Here is a 19,897-nt window from a genome sequence, read left to right on the forward strand (position 1 = left end):
ATAAAATATATATATTAAATATTATGGACTACAACAAATGGAAAGAAAAGATTATGATTTGCCTTTTTTGTTGAGATACGAGAATGTTGCTTGGTATGAAAACAAAAAAGTAAGAATATTAGACAGAAGAATATATCCGACAGAAATTAGTTTTGTGGAATGTTATAGTTATAAAGAAGTGGCTGAGGCTATATATAATATGGTTACTCAGAGTGCTGGTCCTTATACAGCTTGTGCTATGGGTATGGCTTTGGCGGCTAGCGAAGTTGAAAAGAAAACAGAAAAAGAACAAATTGAGTTTTTAACTGAAGCTTCCAATGTATTAGCTAACTCTAGACCAACTACTGCAAATAGATATAGAATCATAACAGAATCTGCATTAGAGGCTGCTAAAAAAGCATTAAAAGAAAGCAAAAATCCAGTAAAAGCTATTTTCAATAATGCAATAGAATCTCTAAACAGAAGATATTCAATTATGGAAGAGGTTGGAACATATTTAATAAAACTTGTAGAAAATAATGCTTCCATATTAACACAATGCTTTGGAGAGACTATAGTAGGAATGATGTGCAGAGCTGCCAAAAAAGAAAATAAAACTTTTAAAGCATATTGCTTAGAGACTCGTCCATACTTTCAAGGTGCAAGACTTACTTCTTCTTGTTTTTATGAAAGCGGTATAGATGTAACAGTTATTACAGATAATATGGCAGCCTATGTTATGCAAAAAGGTGCTATAGATATATTTACTTCAGCAGCCGACACCATCACAAGAGACGGATATATTGCAAACAAAATAGGAACTCTTCAAGCTGCAATACTAGCAGACAAATTTGAAATTCCATATTATGTTACAGGCATACCAGATAAAGATAAAAACAAAGGCTCTGATATAGTGATAGAAGAGAGAGACCCCGAACTCGTTTTATCATACAGAGGAATACCTAATACATTAAAAGGCGTAAAAGGAATATACCCTTCTTTCGATGTTACTCCTCCAAAATTAATAAGTGCCGTTGTTACAGATAAAGGAATATATTCTCCATACAACTTGGAAGAATATTTTGAAACAGAGACTAGAGATTTTTATTGATGTAATTTAAAAGTTTATTAAAAATATTTTTTATTTGTTGTGTATTTGCTTTCATATAAAATAAAAATTTATTTTTATAAATGTATATCAACTTTTTCCCGTAGCAAAAAGTTGCAAAAAGTACAAATTATTTCGGTTATGCGTTTACGCTTCGCGAAAGTGATAAGTATTTAAAATATATATGAATAATCTTCTATGTTTTTGGCTATACTTGATAAAAATGCAGTTCTTTTGGTTCTTTTATACCAATAAAAGAACTGGGGTGCGGGGCAAAGCCCTGCAAATAATAAAAATAAAGAAAGTTAAAAATTTGTAGTATATGGTAAAACAATTATTCTATATCAATTTTTTGTTGTTCTTTTTCCCGCCTTCGCTCTGCGGACTTCGTCAAAGTTGCAAAAAGTGCAAGTATAAAATTATATTAAATTATTATATTTTTAACGTAATACAAACTGTATACTCAATCTAAAAATGTAGTTACTCGCGAAACGTATCCAAAGGGTAAAAACTTTACGAAGTTCGTACTGTAAGAGCGACAAAAAAGTTGATAATATATCTATAAAATATAGACATTGACAAAACATATTTATTTAAGTATATGTTATTAAATATTTGAATTTTTTGTGTAACTATATTATAATAAAGCAATTAAAACAAATGGATTTCTAAATGAAAAAAATAATTTTTTGTATAATAACTTTAATATCAATATTCGCTGTCTCTTGCAAAAATGAGGGCGGTTCTATATATGCTATGGAGCAAAGATATAAAAACTTTTTAAATATATTACCAAAAGAAGTTAAAGAGGACTATTTATTAACTTCATCAAAATATTCTAATGAATACAATATGTGGATTGATGAGTTTGATACTTGGGCTAGCAATACTATAAATAAAGAAAATGAAGATGAAAAAGAAATAGCTTCAAGATTAACTCCAGATAGAATTGAATATGCATTAGAAACTCTAACAAGCAGAAACTATGAGAGAGCATTGCCTTTAGAATTAATGTCAAAAGTAAAAACTCATACAGATAATTTATCATTAAAAATAAAAGAACTTGAACAAGATGAAGCATTTTCAAACTCTATGTACAAGTTAAAACAAGATGAAGCAGTTACCCATTTCAATACAGAAGATACTATATTTTATTATGTTTGGAATTATTTAATTACAATAAATAGAGACAGAAGATTCCAGTAAAAAATTAAGAATATCCTAAAAAACCGCTTCCTATTCTAATCATATTAGAGCCATGCTTTATAGCTAAATGATAATCGTTTGTCATGCCCATTGAAAGTATTGAAATATTTTTATCTTTTAATTTTAAAAAAACTTCGTTTAGAGATTCAAACTCTTTTTCTATCTCAAAATCATTATCAACTTTTAATGATATCCCCATAAGTCCTTTTATATTTACATTTGATAAGTTTTTTATTTTATCATACACCATATTATAATCAGCTAAATTAAATCCGCCTTTTTGCTCTTCATTGCTTATATTAAATTGCAGCAATATATCTTGAACTTTATCGTTTTTTATGGCTTCTTTATTTATATATTCAGCAATCTCAATGCTGTCTACACTTTGTATTAAATCAGCGTATCTTACTATATATTTTACTTTGTTTGATTGTATTCTTCCTATAAAGTGCCAAATTATATTATCATAATCTTTATTAAGCTCCTCTGCCCTATCTCTCAAACTCTGTGCCTTAGATTCTCCTAACGGCAAATTAATATTCAAAGACAAAAACTCTTTTATAGTTTCTATTGAAGAATATTTACTAACGGCTACAACATTTATATCATAATTTATATTACATTTCTCTTTAAGTGAATTTATATTTTCTATTATAGAATCATATTTATTTTTAATAGTACCTCTATCCATCAATATACCTCTTATACAAATATTATAAAATCAATAGAAAATCTTTCAACTAAAAAATAATATTTACATATATAATCAATTAATTTATATTTGACAAATAGTAATCTATAATATATATTTTTTTAAAATACAAACGAACAAAAGACTATGAAAGAAATATTAAAAGAATATAATAATATTACTATAGACAATATAGAAGAAGTAGCTCAATATATATATAAATTGCTAAAAGACGGTGATTTAATTATAATGAATGGAGATTTGGGCTTTGGCAAAACCACTTTTGTAAGACTTCTTTCAAGACTGCTTCAAAGTGATGATATAGTAAGCAGCCCATCTTTTACTTTAATAAATGAGTATGATATTATATTAAATAACAAAGAAACCATACTTCGCCATGTTGACCTTTATAGACTTTCTTCTGTGGATGAACTTGATGATATTGGATTTAAAGACAAGATAAAAGAAGATGGCATTACTATGATAGAATGGGGAGAGAAGTTTATAGAGTATTTTGACAAGCCGTATTATTTATTTGAAATAGAAATGATTAATAATGACAGCAGATTATATAGGATTAGTTTAATTAAATGAAAAAAATATTGTTATTGCTTATTATATCAACATTAATTTTCTCATGTTCAAAAAGAGTAGACAGCGACACTATTGTTTATACAAAAACTAGTGTATCATCTGTAAACATATTTATAGGCGACAGCATTACTTATGAAGTGCATATAATTTCAAAAAAAGATATAGATTATAAGTATCAGGATATTTCTTTTGATGATAGGGTCTCACAATCGAGAATAATAAGCGTAGAGAATATAAATAAAAACAAAGGAAATTTTAAAGAAAGGATAATTAAATACAATATAGGCTTTTATGATGTTGGGCAGTTTGTAATATCTCCTTTTAAAATATCATATAATTACAATAATGAATATAGAGAGCTTTACGGAGAAGACATTAATGTATTAGTTAATCCTTTTTCTGACGGGGACGTTCTTCCTCCAATGAAAAGAGCTATTAGTATACCTATGCCTTTATATGTGTGGATTATTATAATAGCAGTTTTAATAATTATAGTTTTAATAATATTCTCTGTATTATTTTTAGCAAAATATATTGAGAAGAAGTTTAATGAAAGGCTAACAATAAAAGAAGATACTGAGGCTCTTAATGCTTTAAAAAATATAGATTACAACATTTACTATAACGAAAATAAATTTGCTGAATATTATTTTGAATTAACATTTATATTTAAAAGATATTTAACAAAAAGATTTAGATTTAATATTGAAGATATGACAACCAGTGAAATATCAAAGTTATTTGAAGAAAATAAGTTTACAGAAAGCGATACTATAATAAAAATGTTTACTGAAGGAGACTTAATAAAATTTGCAAAGGCTTCTGCAGATATAGAATTAATGGAGAGAGATTATAATTTCTGTAAAGATTATATTATAGCAAATGGAAACTTGTATACAGCTTTAAAGAAAGAAGAAAAAGAGAAAAAAAAGCTTAATAAAAAATTAAAGAAAAAAAGAGTAAAAAATTAACAGGAAATTAATTTATGTCTAATTATAATTTAGATGATACTATAGTGGCATTAGCAAGCCCCTATTCAAAAAGTGCATTGGCTTTAATAAGAATGTCTGGAAAAGATTCCCTAAACATAGCTTCAAAAATATGCTATTATGCAAGCAATGAAAATAAAAACATTACAAAATTTGAACATAGAAAAAGTTATTATGCTTTAATTAAAGATGAAAACAATACTCCTATAGATGAGCTTGTAGTTCTTACAACATTATCCCCAAACACATTTACTTCAGAAGACACTGTGGAGTTTATGTGTCATGGAAGCATAGTTGTTATAGAATCATTAATAAACCTTATAATAAGAAATGGAGCAAGGCAAGCGAATAGAGGGGAGTTTACATACAGGGCTTATATTAATGGAAGGATTGGCATAAGCGAGGCTGAGGCTATACATGATTTAATAGATTCTAATAACAGATTAATGGCTGAAGCAAGCATTTACAAAATTAGAGGAAGGCTTACAAGAGAGATAGATAAACTCAGAGAGAATGTAAAAAATACTCTTATGCTTATTTATGGCGAATTAGATTTTCCGGAAGATGAGACAGAAACTTTTTCTTATGACAAACTAATAGAAAACTTTTATGTAATAAAAAAAGATATAGAGAATATTCTAAATAATTCTAAGAGAGTAGAAAATTTAATTAACGGAATAAAAGTATCAATACTCGGAAGAGTTAATGCGGGAAAGAGCAGTATATTTAATATGATATTAGACAAAGAAAGAGCAATAGTCTCAAATATAGCCGGCACTACAAGAGATTTTTTGAGTGAAAATATTTACATAGATAATATACCATTTTATTTTATGGATACTGCAGGTTTTCACAAAGAAGCTGATAACGATATAGAACTTAAAGGAATTGAGAGAGCTAAAAAATGTGCTAATGAGGCTGATATTATAATTGCTGTTTTTGATTATAATGATAATGCTAATGATGATGATATTAATTTAATAGAGTTTTTACAACAATTCAAAAATAAAAATATAATTTATGTGTTAAACAAAATAGATTTAAAAAAGAAGTTTGACAAAAAAATAGATAATGCAATTGAAATAAGCACCAAAACAAAACAAGGAAAAGACAAATTAATAGAGGCATTAAAAAATCACATAAAAGATTCTGATATAACAATTTTTAATAAAGAAAGCTATGTAAACAACAGAGAGAGAGGATATTTAGAGAGAGCAATAGAGCAGTTAAATGTGTGTATAGAAAAGTCAAATAATAATCATTTATTAGATGAAGTAGCGGAAGAGATAAATATATTAAATAACATATTAGGCAATGTAAGCGGAAAGATTGAAGCAGAAGAGATAATAAACGAGATATTTGAGAATTTCTGTATAGGTAAATAGCAATATAAAAAGAATTATATACTAAAAGTTAATTTTATATTTTTATTATTTTCGGGGACTAGTTTTTTGATATATAAATTAAATAAATTGCATTTTTTGCAACTTTTTGCGTCGGGAAAAGTTGAATAGAACAAAAACTTATATATAAAAAAATAAACCGCTTTTGTGGGATGAACAAAGCGGCTTATTACAAATATAGTTATTGGGGGGTAGTCCAATCAACCTAAATATAATATCGTCTGTTGCAATAATAACTTTAATATTTTTTATTTCTTTTTTAATAATTTTATTTTATTACAGCTTTTATTATTCTATGAAAGTTTTTATATTCTATTTTTTCTATCTCATCGCTATTAAAACCAGCTTCTTTTAGCTTTTCTAATATAGTATAAGACTTTGAAGCATCTTCAAGTCCTTTAACTCCTGTGATATCCTCACCTTCAAAATATTCATTATAATCAAAACCAAGTCCTATATGATTAACTCCTATAGTGTCTGCAATATATTTTATATGATCAACTGCCCTATCTATTGTTTGCTTATCTTTATCTTCGTCTACAAAATCTTTATAACAATTAAATCCAACTACCCCATTAAAATCTCTTATTACTTTTAACTGCTCATCTGTAAGGTTTCTCATACTGCCGCATAACTTCCTGCTATTTGAATGAGATGCTATTATAGGAGAGTTTGTAATATTAGCCACATCAAAAAAAGATTTATCATTCAAATGAGAAACATCAACTATCATTCCTTTATCATTCATTTTTTTTATTACCTTTTTTCCTAGTTCAGTTAATCCTCTGCCGCTCTCTCCGCTAGCCCCTGTAGCAAGCTTATTCTCTTCATTCCAAGTTAAACTAGCATGCCTAACACCATAATCATTATAATACCTATCAAGAATATCTATATTTTCATCAATAGGCATTAAACCCTCAAAACCCAAAAAAGCATAAAACTTATTTTTGTTTTGAGCATTAATCATCTCATCATAACTTTTAACAACTTCTATAATATCGCTGCAATAGTTAAGCTCTTTTTTAAAACATTCAAGTATCTCGTTAGCCCTATCAAAAGCCCTATTATAATTTTTTCTCTCAACCCATACAACAAATATACTTCCTCCAACTTTCCCTTTCACTAAATTATCATAATGATACTTCTTTAATATATTACTCTCGCCTTTCAAAGTTTTCACAGCAACATCAGATAAAACATCAGAATGAGCATCAAAAATCATAAGTATTTTCCTTAAAAATAAAATTTGCAAGAATAATATATCAACAAAAGCTATTTTACAATAGATTTATTTCATAATTAAATTAATGTATATTTATAGTGTTTTTAATATTTAAATTTTATATCTGGGCTTTTCCCCCTGCGAAGCGTGCCCGTAGGGTAGCACCCAAGTTCTTTTGCCGATAGGCACCTACTCGGTACGATCATAGGGAAGTGCCTTCGGTATTGTTATAAAAGAACCAAAAGAACTATATTTTTACATCTAAAAATAATTAATTATGCAAAATATTACTATTATAATTTATAAATAATTTTATATATAGCTTTATAAAATATTTTTTTATAATCTTATAGAAATTAAAAATACAATTTGACAAAGATTTTAATATAATATACTATCATTCAATAATGAGTGAATATGATGTTGAAATAAATAATATCTTCTCTTTAGAAGCAATAAATTTTATGAGGAAAGCTATAGTTGATTCCTACGGCAATGAAGTATATTTTGGAATCAATTTTAATTCTTTCGGCATATTAGATTATATAGAAGTAATGGCAAGGGGAAATAAGGATTCTGTACCTGCTATAATATCACTCTCATTAGAGTTTGACGCTGTAATACATAATCACCCATCAGGTCAGCTTACTCCTTCAAGAGCAGATTTGGCTATAGCAAGCGAATTGGGCAATAATGCGGGGGTTGGTTTTTATATAGTTAATAATGATGTTGATGATTTTTATGAAGTTGTAAGGCCAATTAGAAAAGAAAGTGTAAAAAACATAGATGCTCCTGATGCATTATTTATGTTTACAGAAAATGGGCTTTTAAGTAAAATATTAAAAAAATATGAATACAGACAAGAGCAAACAGAACTTGTAGAAGCCACAATAGAAGCTTTTAATACAAATAAACATTTAATATCCGAAGCAGGTACAGGAATTGGTAAATCATTTGCATATTTAATACCTGCTTTATTATGGCTTAAAGAAAATAAAACAAGAATAGTTGTTTCAACAAATACAATAAATCTGCAAGAACAAATCATAAATAAAGATTTACCGTCTATAATAGATGCTATAGCTCCAAATGTGAAATATGCTTTAGTAAAGGGGCGAAACAATTATGTATGCATTAAAAAAGTAAAAGATGCTTTGAATGATACTGACAAATTAGATTTTGAAGACCAGATTGAATTTTTTGAAGATATTGATAATTGGCTCAACATTACAAAAGACGGCTCTATTACAGATTTAGGCTACAAACCAAAATCTGAATTATGGGAAATGGTTGCCTGCGATACGGACACCTGCACTCATAGAAAATGCGAATATTTAGAAGATTGTTATTTTTATAAAATGCGTAAACAACTTAATGCAGCACAATTATTAATAGTTAATCATCATATACTATGTGCAGATTTATCTTTGCATGCAGAAACTTCTGGCAGATATAGCCTGCTTCCAAAATATACAAAAGTGATTATTGATGAGGCTCATAATTTTGAAAACTCTGCTTCGAGTTATTTTGGAGATGAGGGAAGCAAGAATGGTATATTAAAAGCACTTTTTTATATATCAAGAATAAAGAAAAATAAAAGACTTGGTGTAATAGAAACTATTAATAATATGGTTAATCAAAATAAATCTTCTATAGAGATAGATGATTATAGAGAATTATTAGAGTTAATTAATAGTGTACATGAAACAACTTCGAGAGTAAGAAATGTGGTAGATGAATCTTCAAAACAGTTTTTAAACTACTGCCACAAAAACATACAAACAAAAGAAGGATTAGGATTTAAATTTAGAATATGCCCAGAAATAATAATTAATAATAAATGGAAAGAAGAGGGAATTAAACCTTTAAGAGAGATGGTTTTAGTTATTACTTCATTGGTTAATGCATGCGACAAACTTTATAAAAAATTCTTTGACATAGCAATAGATAAAGGGTTCGATTATGAAGAGACAGCACAGATGAGTAACGCTTATCTTGAAAGACTTAAAAGACAATTAATCTCGCTCAATGCAACAATAGATTATAAAAAAGATGAATATATAAGATGGGTTGAAGCAAGAATAACTAAAAAAGGAAATCTCATACTTAATTGGCATCTTACCCCTGTTACAGTAGCTAAAAACTTAAATGATTATTTATATTTAAGGTTTGACACTGTTGCTATGTATTCTGCCACCCTAACCGTTTCAAAGAGTTTTAATTTCTTTTCTAATAGACTTGGCTTTGACTATATAGAAAAAAATAAAAAAATAGAAATATATTTAGAGTCCCCTTTTAATTATAGAAACAATGCAAGACTTTATATATCAACCGATTCACCAGACCCAGCAAGCGATGGTTTTAATGATTATACATCAAAAGTGCTTCTTAATGTGTGCGATATTACAGGGGGGCGTGCATTTATACTTTTTACAGCATTTTCTTCTTTAATGAAAGTTTATGAAACTACTGTTGAAAAACTAAAAGAAAAAAATATTAATGCTCTCGCACAAACTGCTTCAATACATAGGCATACTTTACTTGATATGTTTAAGGCATCAGAAAATAATGTTTTATTTGGAGTGGATTCTTTTTGGGAGGGGGTTGATGTTGCAGGAAAGAATCTTGAAGCTGTAATTATACCAAAACTTCCATTTGCCGTTCCTACAGACCCAATAAGTGAAGGAAGGTACAAATATATTGAAGAAAATGGAGGAAATGCATTTTTGGATTATGCTCTGCCTTTTGCTGTTATAAAGTTTAAACAAGGTTTTGGAAGGCTTATAAGAAGCAAAGAAGACAGAGGCATAGTATTTGTATTAGATAAAAGACTATATACCAAAAATTACGGCATGCAATTTATAAACTCACTTCCGAATGCAAGCATATTAAGAGCAAGCATAAAAGAAATTTTTAAAGATATGAACAATTTCTTTGAACAATAAAAGCTATTAATATTTATCTAAAACATATCAAATGATTTAATAGCATTTTTTTGTACTTTCGCGAAGCGTATCCATAGGGTAAAAACTTTGACGAAGTCCGCAAAGCTACTGAAAGGAGTCCTTTATGGCGACCGAAGGGAGTACCTTTAGATACGAAGGCGTGAAAAAGTTGAACAAAAAACTAAAATCACTCCTTCAAAAACCCATGCTCATACACCTTAACAGCAATTTTTTGGGCAAGAATATCCATTTCAGACTTGAGGTCTGCAAGTAATGAGTTGTAAGTCTCGTCTTTAGAGGTTGGATTCATACGCCCCTTGTCATTAAACTTCTGAAAAAACGCACGTATGTCATAGTAGGACGCATTAACATTAATAAGGTCGAAAGAATGATAATATTTCCATAAAGATAACCCAGCCTCAAAAACCGCATTAGCCTCGCTTGAAAATTTTAAAGGAGAAGACGATTTTGTGCCGCTGCTAAAAAGACTGTCATTGTCTGAAATAGTTTTTTTAATTTTGCCTGAAAGGAAATCAGTCATAAAGTGAGAGGCGAAAGAGTCTTTAGCATTAAGCTGCACTTCGGTGAACGGAATCCAATGATTAACGCCCTGCTCTGAAGAAATTTTATTCTGTGAATGAAAAAGCGTAAAAGCTAAACAATCATTTTTGAATTCTGTATCGTCCTCCCAAGTATTTTTGGGGTAAAGGAACTGGTCTCTATCATTGAGCCAATCAGCTTCAATACATAAGCGTACTGATAAATATATAGAAATAGTAATTAAATTTTTAGAGTTTATAAATATAAATTTTCCATGTCTATTAGTTTTTTCATTCATTATAGAAATATATTTATTATTTTGAAAATCTGGAGCATCTGCCATTATTACACCAACTGAATTATCTTTTTCATCTATTTTATAATAATCTATCCAATCATTTATTCTTTTATTCTTGTTATCAAAAAAATATATATTTTTATTTTTTAAAAAATATCCATTTGAATCAAATACATCAGCAGATAGAAATTTATTTTTTTGTTGTGTAGAAGTATCCCAAATAAAAAAGCCTATAGGAAAATCACCATTTACATTGTCAAAAGTATTTGCTGGAACTAAAAATACTTTTTTTAATTTAGATACAAAAACATTTCTAAACGCTTCAAAATTACCAGCTTGAATAATTTTTAAAGTTGAAAATTGAGCTATAATACAATTTTGCATTTCTAAATATATTCTTATAATAAATTGTGCAAAAAGTTCTTTACTTGCATCTTTAATAATATTTTTATATTTTTTATAAACATCATTTTCAGTTGAAACTTTAGGTTTATTCCTACCTGTTCCACTTCCAGCCTCCGCGTAAGGCGGGTTGATATAGATTACTAATTTCTTCCTACTCTCTTCATCTTCTACTATTCGCCTCAAATCTTCTGGAAGCTTATCAAACTCGTCATTCAAAAAGTCAAATTGAAATATATGATTCTCTAGCAAGTTCGCGCCATTCTTCACTCGCTCTTTCATTATCTCTACATCTGCCTTGTCCAAAGTAGATGCCCATATGTTATATTTATTCGTAAGCCCCGCAAGCAAATTCCCCGTGCCTGCCGCACAGTCCCATATATAATATTCATCCTGCCAATTCTCCCCCAATACTTCCGCTATATATTCCTGACTCTTCTCAACCCATATCTGCGGCGTGAAAAACGACCCCTTTCGCTCTCTTATATCCTGCGGCACAAGTAAATCCCGCCTCTCTATTATATAATCCCAATACTCACTTTTAGGCGGTCTTTGATACCTCTTCCAAAACTCATTATGTGCCTTCTGCTTATCATAAAAATACGCTTCCTTACTCGATGCAAGCCCCATATCGTCTATTTTTCTGTCAAGCTCATAATGGTCAGTTTTTAGTATTACATATAGTTTTTCTTTTAATGTTAAATTATTCTCGCTTAGTAAATCCGCCAAATAAAAATCGGCATCTATTATACCAAAACTTTTAGCCCTATCCCAATCCACAGATATAGATTCTTTTACGGCATTAAGCCACTTTGAATATATATTAACAAAATTATTCTTATCAATCTGCACTTTCGATAAGGAGTTTTTACCCGCTATAAAATTAGCCCTTATAAACTCTTTTAATTCTCTCTCATCATCATCAAATTTATAAATATAGCTTTCATTTTTCAAAGTATTTTCTACAAGGTTGTATAGCTGTTTAAACTCTTTAGACTCATGGTCAGAAGGCGTTACATTCCAATTAAAATCATTTTGATTAAATACATCAAGCACTTTATAATACTGAATAAAAGCGATTTTCTCAGCATCAAAAGCACCCAAGAAAGGCGGCGGCAAATGTTTATCAAATACTCTTTTTTTTCCTATAGTGAGTATAAGCTGCACAAAGGATTCATATATATCATTTTTATTTCCTTTTTTAGCTTCTGCCCACAAAAAATATTCTGTATCTTTTTTATCCGCTTCTTTTTTCGGAGCGATACTAAAATCAATCTCCTCTATAATTTGAGTATTATCAAAAGAGTAAAAATAATCTCTAGCGACTTTATTTTTTAATTCTTCTTCTCTGATAGTTTTACTGTAAGACATAATAGTTATAATATTTTAATTTTCATTAAAAGTCAACAATTTCATAATAGTTTTATAAAGTCTTACTCGCAGGTTTAATTGAATTTTACATATTAAAATTATAATTTGAATAATATTTTTTATTTCATTTTGCATATAATCTATAAAAAATTATTTTTTTAAATTTTAAAAATTGTAATTATAAAAAAAATTGTTATATTTAAAGAAATATTTCATATACAACAATAAAGGCAATAATGAAAAATATATTGAAAATTCTAATAACAATTTTACTTTTTACTCCTACTACATTATTTGCAAAAAGCGGTCTTGAAATAGGCGTATTTGTTCCTATAGGTATGAGTGTTGGTATAAATACTCACCCAGAACGAGCAACAAACATGAATCAAAACACATATGATAGCTATATATCAAACAATACAAGAAATACATTTATTGGTTTTGAAACAGGTGCTTTGGTGCAAATTGGATATAAATTAGATATTAATAGAACTTCGAGCTTTAGTTTTTTAGCTGAATTGGGCTATAGCAGAGATACATTCAATTACAAGTTAAAAGATACAGAAACTAATTCACAGGCAATAAGAATGGAAAACTACAGAAATTACACTTTTGATAGTTTTTTAATTGGAGTGCTTCCTAAATTTAATTATAAAAGATTTTCTATAGGTATAGGTGCCGGAGTAAAAATTGCTTTAGCTGGAACTATAAATAATTCAAGCTATAATTCTCTGCTTGGATATTCTACAGAAAAACTTCAAATAATAAATACCAAAAACTATAAAGATTATTTTAACTCAAACATAATACCATATATTAAATTATCAGTAGATTATAGTATTTATACTTCGCCCAAATTTGATTTTGTACTTGGAGGATATATTGCCTATGATTTTCCGCTTACATATACTCCAAAAAATGCTGATTTAACAAAAATAGTACCAGATAAAATATCAAGTTTTGATATAGGATTTAACATTGGTGTAAAAATAAGACCTTTATAAGAAGAGAGATTAAATGAGATTTTTTAAGATATTAATAATAATGTTGGTTTTATCAATAAATGCATTTGCTAAAAATAGCTTAGAAATTGGAATATTTGTACCATTAGGAATTGGAGTTGGAATAAATCAATATTCTCTTACAAATGAAAACCCAACTCAGCAGCAGGAAACTAATTTTAATAATATTGTAAAAAAAGAAAATAGAAAATCTGGAGTTGGTTTTGATTCTGGAGTTTTGCTAAATATAGGATATAGATTTAATATTAATAGAAATATGAGTTTTAGTTTGCTTGGAGAGATAGGCTATTCTCATGATGAGTTTTCTCTTTTTAGAGGAGATGATAATAATAAAAATACTTCAGTTTATATGTTTGAAAGTATTGTTTTTGGAATATATCCAAAATTAAATTGGAAGAAATTTTCTTTTGGTTTAGCTGGAGGAGTAAAAGTGCCTTTATATGTTAGGTCTGTTTCTTCATATTATAATTATACAAAAAATGAAATTGATAGAAACATAGAAAATTATAATGCTTCTCAAGTAAAAAATATATTTAATCTTCCTATAATACCATATATAAAATTTTCAGTTGACTATTCTATTTATACAGATAAAAAAATCAATTTTGTTTTAGGCGGATATGTTGGATATGATTTTGGACTTTCACTAAAAAAGCCTCTTTTAAATAATCAAAATGCAAATCTAACAAAATTGATGAAACAAAATATATCAAGCTTTGATATAGGTTTTCAACTTGGTATAAAAATATTGCCTAATTATTAAATTCATATTTAAGTTTTAAGGAGCAAAAATGAAAAAAACAATACTTTTTTTAAGCTTATTCACAATAATATCATTTCTATTAAGCTGTAATAACAATTCCTTGAAACCTGATACATATACAAAAGAAGAAATAAATAAAAAATATCCTTATTGGGATGTTGGAGTTGCTGAGTTTAAGATAGCAGAAGATTTAACTAATTATGCCACTATAACAGTAGAAGAGAAACGTTTTATATTAAGATGCATGGCACTTATGAGAACGGCTGTAAACACTACAGAGTTTCCTGCAGAAGTAAATAAAAATAAAAATAAGTTAGTCTCTTCGGTTGAAGCAAGGTATGGAAATGCCTTAATAAAAAAAGGCGACAACTATGACCCTAATATAATGGTTGAAGTTATACGTTCTCTTCAATATACTAATTTCATATACGAAAAAAGGTCTACTAGAGGAGTTGCTCTTGGTGCTCTTGGTCAATCAAGATATGTGCGTTATTTAGGAGGACAAGCCCCTAATCAAATTCCTACTGCCAATTGGGTTGGTTTTGAAAATGCTAATTGGATTAAATGGTCTTATGGTTATGCTAGTTTTTCTGGTTTAATGTTTCATGAGCATATGCATAATATAGGCTTTAATCATGTAGGAGGTCATGATGTACCTAGTACTCTTCAAAATATTATGACAGATTTAATGAATCGAATATTAAACGGCGATTTAAAAAGCAAATATGCTAAGGCTTTAGATGAACTTACTGCTTACTACTATACCGCATACAAACATTTACTTTTAGAAGACAGCGTTTTTGACCCTAGCAAAAAATAATAATTTTTAAAAATAAATAAAAAATAGCAGAAAGTCAAATATTTAAGTTATTATTTTTAATGCCAAACGTTATAAAAAATAGTTTAAAGTAAGTTATCATAATTCCGAAGAGTTATGTAAACTACACACAAGGACTATCATTAAAAATGAAAGATAATATAGCTTCCAATGCTTACAGTCTCATAAGAAGAAAAAAATATAAAAAAGCTAAAGATTTACTTTTATCTAATAGAACTGCATTAAACCGCGACCCTAATGCTCTTGCTATGCTTGCTTTTGCTGATATATTTTTAAAAGATTTTTATGCTGCTGAGGAGGTATCCAGAAAGGCACTTAGAGAGGATAGTTTTTGTGTAAATGCCATGCTTGCAAAGGGATATATTAGTTTGCATAATGGGCACAGAGAAAATGCTTTAAGAGAGTATTTTAGAATATTAGAGCTTGACCCTCAAAACAAAATAGCTAAAGACAATATTGAAAGAGTGAGATTTTTAACTAATAATGCTAAAGGAAATGAGATTAATCCAAAGGCATATATTTTAGGAAAAAGAGAAATATCTATATTAAAGCTCCTCATTATTATACCAATAATTTTTGTTATATCTTTTTTATCATATTTAGCAATAGACAGAGGATATCCTGCTGTAAAATATATATTATTAGACAAAGAACAAAAAGAGCTTAGAGAGAAATTAGAAAATGTATATTTATTTGAAGGGCTTGAAGACGGTAAGATTCCAGAGAGTGCCAAAAGCCCTACATACTCTCCTAAAGAAGTAGCAGAGATGTTTGACAAGGCTAAGAAAAATATGAGAAGTGCATCAGTTAATGAGGCTGTTATGATAATAAACGGTGCATTAAAAAGCGACATTAACGAATATTTAAAAGAAAGATTTAGAGTTTTAAAAGAGTTTGTAATAGCACCAGATTATAATATATTTAGAGAAAGCCCAGATTATCTTACAGTAGTAGGCAACTATGAATTATATAACGGCGGATATATAAAATGGAAAGCGGACGTAAACAGCATATCAAAAACTAATATAGACGGAGTGCCAAAGAATAAAGCAAGAATATTAGTATATGACCACAATGCAGAAAATATAGTTGGTGTTGCTGACTTAATATACAATGTAACATTAAATCTAGAGCCAAAGAACTATATAGAAGTTTACGGCAAAGTATTGGGCTACGACAACAAACAAAAATCCATAGAGTTAGAAGCCCAAGTAATAAAGTATTTGCCTAAGAAGAAGTAATTATAAATATTAAAATAAAATACTCTCAACTTCTTTCTTGGATTCTTCAATAATTTTTTTAGCCTCTTCCTGAAGTTTAAAAGCCTTTTCTCTTCTATTGATAGCCTCATTAGCAATTTTATTTTGAATTTCTATTGGAGGAATTGGTATAGGAATATTGCCTATATCTGAAGCATAAACATGGGGTTGAGCTGTACCTTTTTGTAATTTATATATATTATCTTGATTTAGCTTTAAAATAACATAAATGTATTTTATATCAATGTCTTTATTATGACTTTGTAAAACATTGCAATCAGAAGCCCATATTGGATAATTATGATACCATACATAACCAGAATATGCTCCACTTGCACTTATAGTAATAATATTACCTTCATAATTAGATTTATTATTATAATATGCTGGTATTTGTCCACCTGCTATAACTGGTATATCCCCATCTTCTTTAGTTGAGTTTGTAATCATATTTCCTTTTGATATTGAAACTAATTCAGATAATATTTTATTTTCAAATTTATTAGATTTAAAAAATATTTTATTTAATGAATACCAAAAAGAATCCATTCTTTTATTTTTTATTTCACTATATTTTATAGTGAAACATTTCTCTTTTTTTATATTATCATCAATTTTTATATCAAGTTCATTTAACACATATTTATTTATAGAGTTTAAAAGTTCTGAAGCCTCTTTTTCTAGTGATTCTTTTTTGGAGTACGCTTCCTGCATAATATCTGCTATTTGTTTTTGTATATCCATAGGAGGTAATGGAAATTGAAGAGATGAATATTCTTCTGCATTAATATTAGATTGAACTGCTGGACGTTCATGTTTTTTTATCCATTTCCAATATTCATTAGTCTGACAATATGCAAATAAATATTCTGGGTATATTTTAGAAGTGTCCAAAATATATTTTATTAAATATCCTGCATATATTGCTTTTCCCATTTCTTTTTTATATAAAAGTGTTTTACCAACTGAACCGCTTCTAGCAAATAAAAAGTCATTATCATTTAATATATATTTTTTATTTATATTTTTAGCTGTTTTTAGAGTATCATTTTTTAATCTTCCATATTCATCAATATCAGTTATACGAATATATCTTATATCATTGGGCTTATTATAATCTGATGCTGTTTCATTAGCACCGTATGTTCCTGTATTAAAAGTACAGTCTTTTAATTCTACAATATTATATTTTGATGAAAAATTATATGAATTCAAATAGTAATTTACATCTATTCTTTTATTAATTAATTTTTCACTTTTTATAAGAAAACATAATTCGCTTAATAATTTAAAGTTTTTTTTTTCGGAGAATTTTCTATATTCTTTTAAAATTTCTTCCAAATCATTTTTATCTGTTTTTCTTCCTGTGGCGTCATATCCTACATCTTCAGCACTTGCCATAAATATATCATAATCTTCTGATACAGTTTCTTTTGTTAAAAACAATAAAGAACATTTTACTCCTGCACCATAATGAGAGAAAGCTGTTTGTGGTATACTCACTATTGCATTAATTCTAAAATGCTCCATTATAAAATCTCTTACATATTGCAAAGTTGTATTAGTTAATATACCATCAGGCAATACTATAGCCATTCTTCCTTTTTCTTTTAAATATTCATAACATCTTTCTATAAATAAAATTTCTGTGCTTTGTGCTGCTCTTACTTTATTTCCATTTTGCCCGAGTATATAATTACCTAAATATTTTTTTTCATTGCTTAATACTTTTGCTCCAAATGGAGGATTAGTTAAAATAACATCAAAACTTTCTTTTATAAATTTCTCATTTAATTCATGATGTTTATCTATATTGTCAAGTGTATCTTCAGAAATAACATTTGTATGCCCATCATCATGAATTATCATATTCATTTTACATACTCTTGCTATTTGTTCATTAATTTCTATACCAAAAAGTCTTTGAGATGCAAAATCATGCCAATGCTTAAATATCTCCACTGTATCATCAAAATCTTTTTCAGCTTTTTTTCTTATTGTATCCATAGCATGGAGCAAAAATCCGCCGCTTCCGCAAGCAGGGTCTAAAACTCTTTCATATTCTGAAATATCAAGCATTTGTACACAAAAATATACTATATTTCTAGGCGTAAAATATTGTCCCATTTTACCTTTGAAAAAATCTCCCATAAATCTTTCAAAGGCTATTCCTTTACTGTCTAAATCTGTGCCATTTATATTTATACCTTGTAAGTGTTCTACAGTTTTGTATATTATTTCATCATCAAGCTTAATATCTTCAGAAAACACATTTGCATCTGCCTTTTTTCCTTCTTCATATATTTTATGAATTCTATTTGAAACCTCTTTACTTTCTTCATGTGTACCTATTTGGAATTTATAAAATTCATTTGACTTAGTTGTCTTTTCATCTTTTAATTTACAGAAAAGTATTTTAGATACTTCATCAAATGCATCTGAAGGGTTTAATTTTCCTCCCTGCCATACAGTTTGATGACACTTTTCTAATGTAGAAATTAATTCTTCTCTTGATACTATTTTTAATGAATTCTTTTTTTCTTTATCTTTTGTTTTTTTAAATCTATATTCAGATATTTTTCCGTAAGAAGTTGGAATTTCTGAAATTACATTTTTACTCCTTTCCATAGAATCAAAATTTTTAACATCAAATGCAGTTTCAGTATTTCCAGCTACTACCCAAGCATACTTAGCTCTTAAACTATTAGCATTTCCAAAAACCTGCTCTATTGCTTGATTAAATTGATTATCTGTAATTCCATCTTTTTTGCATTCAACTACAATATAGGGCTGAGTATCATTATTTTTTTCATAAACAACAATATCTGCTAAATCTTCGGGAGTTCTTCTTGGTACTTTTACTTCAAAATCTATATCATTCCTATCATATTTATAATCTAAAACTAACCTTATAAAAACTATTGCTCTAACTTTTTCTTCTGGATCTTTATAACTATAGCTTTTTTCTGATTTAGCATAATATGTTATTCTTTTGTCATCAATAGATATTAATTTATTTTTAATACCTTTATCTAGAATTTCATCGTTCAAATATCCCATAATAAACTTCCAATACAAATATAAAATATTATCGGATATAAAAACTAAATGCATAAAATATTTTTACCAACCATTTTCTGCTTCCATCAGCAAAACTCTATTACTCCCCTATCCTGTAAATAACTCTACATTATTGCACAGGAGCCAGACATATTGCAGTTAGGAATTCCTTAATTTCTTAAAGTATAGCATAGGTGTATCATAATT

At 28.1% G+C, this 19,897-nt stretch carries 14 protein-coding genes; 10 read left to right on the plus strand and 4 right to left on the minus strand.

Annotated features, from left to right (window positions below; all coding sequences use genetic code 11):
- The first annotated feature begins 37 nt into the window (after positions 1–37).
- Both Q0H31_RS05875 and Q0H31_RS05880 read left to right on the plus strand, forming a co-directional pair.
- Positions 38–1,090, plus strand: coding sequence for an S-methyl-5-thioribose-1-phosphate isomerase (locus Q0H31_RS05875; protein ID WP_295296298.1), 1,053 nt, complete (start codon positions 38–40; stop codon positions 1,088–1,090).
- A 669-nt stretch (positions 1,091–1,759) separates the two neighbouring features.
- Positions 1,760–2,293, plus strand: coding sequence for a hypothetical protein (locus tag Q0H31_RS05880; protein WP_295296299.1), 534 nt, complete (start codon positions 1,760–1,762; stop codon positions 2,291–2,293).
- Between the two features lie 4 nt (positions 2,294–2,297).
- On the opposite strand, the gene Q0H31_RS05885 is transcribed toward Q0H31_RS05880, so the two are convergent.
- Positions 2,298–2,984, minus strand: coding sequence for a YggS family pyridoxal phosphate-dependent enzyme (locus Q0H31_RS05885; protein WP_295296300.1), 687 nt, complete (start codon positions 2,982–2,984; stop codon positions 2,298–2,300).
- Positions 2,985–3,131: 147 nt separating this feature from the next.
- On the opposite strand from Q0H31_RS05885, the gene tsaE reads away from it, so the two are divergent.
- The 3 genes from tsaE to mnmE are packed head-to-tail and all read left to right on the plus strand — an operon-like array spanning position 3,132 to position 5,952.
- Positions 3,132–3,578: a tRNA (adenosine(37)-N6)-threonylcarbamoyltransferase complex ATPase subunit type 1 TsaE gene (tsaE, locus tag Q0H31_RS05890; RefSeq protein WP_295296301.1), complete on the plus strand. Its 447-nt coding sequence runs from the start codon at positions 3,132–3,134 to the stop codon at positions 3,576–3,578.
- On the plus strand, positions 3,575–4,549 hold the full coding sequence (locus Q0H31_RS05895) for a hypothetical protein (protein WP_295296302.1): 975 nt from the start codon (positions 3,575–3,577) through the stop codon (positions 4,547–4,549). The genes tsaE and Q0H31_RS05895 overlap by 4 nt, the downstream gene beginning before the upstream one ends.
- Positions 4,550–4,563: 14 nt before the next feature.
- Positions 4,564–5,952, plus strand: a complete 1,389-nt coding sequence (gene mnmE, locus Q0H31_RS05900) for a tRNA uridine-5-carboxymethylaminomethyl(34) synthesis GTPase MnmE (RefSeq protein WP_295296303.1) — start codon at positions 4,564–4,566, stop codon at positions 5,950–5,952.
- A 286-nt stretch (positions 5,953–6,238) separates the two neighbouring features.
- Here the strand turns inward: mnmE and Q0H31_RS05905 are convergent, their stop codons facing one another.
- The gene (locus Q0H31_RS05905) at positions 6,239–7,192 is read right to left on the minus strand and encodes a dipeptidase (protein ID WP_295296304.1); all 954 of its coding nucleotides are present in this window, start codon (positions 7,190–7,192) and stop codon (positions 6,239–6,241) included.
- 407 nt (positions 7,193–7,599) lie between these two features.
- Here Q0H31_RS05905 and Q0H31_RS05910 point away from each other — a divergent pair, with 407 nt between their 5' ends.
- Positions 7,600–10,137: a helicase C-terminal domain-containing protein gene (locus Q0H31_RS05910; RefSeq protein ID WP_295296305.1), complete on the plus strand. Its 2,538-nt coding sequence runs from the start codon at positions 7,600–7,602 to the stop codon at positions 10,135–10,137.
- A 187-nt stretch (positions 10,138–10,324) separates the two neighbouring features.
- Here Q0H31_RS05910 and Q0H31_RS05915 read toward each other — a convergent pair whose 3' ends face one another.
- Complete coding sequence (locus Q0H31_RS05915; RefSeq protein ID WP_295296306.1) at positions 10,325–12,748, minus strand: hypothetical protein; 2,424 nt, start codon at positions 12,746–12,748, stop codon at positions 10,325–10,327.
- 236 nt (positions 12,749–12,984) lie between these two features.
- Between Q0H31_RS05915 and Q0H31_RS05920 the strand changes: the two genes are divergently transcribed.
- The 4 genes from Q0H31_RS05920 to Q0H31_RS05935 all read left to right on the plus strand — a co-directional run bounded on the left by Q0H31_RS05920 (position 12,985) and on the right by Q0H31_RS05935 (position 16,612).
- Positions 12,985–13,752, plus strand: coding sequence for a hypothetical protein (locus Q0H31_RS05920; protein ID WP_295296307.1), 768 nt, complete (start codon positions 12,985–12,987; stop codon positions 13,750–13,752).
- A 13-nt stretch (positions 13,753–13,765) separates the two neighbouring features.
- Positions 13,766–14,533, plus strand: coding sequence for a hypothetical protein (locus Q0H31_RS05925; RefSeq protein WP_295296308.1), 768 nt, complete (start codon positions 13,766–13,768; stop codon positions 14,531–14,533).
- A 28-nt stretch (positions 14,534–14,561) separates the two neighbouring features.
- The gene (locus Q0H31_RS05930; RefSeq protein WP_295296309.1) at positions 14,562–15,353 is read left to right on the plus strand and encodes a hypothetical protein; all 792 of its coding nucleotides are present in this window, start codon (positions 14,562–14,564) and stop codon (positions 15,351–15,353) included.
- A gap of 146 nt (positions 15,354–15,499) precedes the next feature.
- Positions 15,500–16,612, plus strand: a complete 1,113-nt coding sequence (locus tag Q0H31_RS05935) for a hypothetical protein (protein ID WP_295296310.1) — start codon at positions 15,500–15,502, stop codon at positions 16,610–16,612.
- A 9-nt stretch (positions 16,613–16,621) separates the two neighbouring features.
- Here the strand turns inward: Q0H31_RS05935 and Q0H31_RS05940 are convergent, their stop codons facing one another.
- Positions 16,622–19,690, minus strand: a complete 3,069-nt coding sequence (locus Q0H31_RS05940; RefSeq protein WP_295296311.1) for an N-6 DNA methylase — start codon at positions 19,688–19,690, stop codon at positions 16,622–16,624.
- Positions 19,691–19,897: the final 207 nt, after the last annotated feature.

The sequence above is a fragment of the uncultured Brachyspira sp. genome, assembly GCF_934747485.1.
GTDB lineage: Bacteria > Spirochaetota > Brachyspiria > Brachyspirales > Brachyspiraceae > Brachyspira.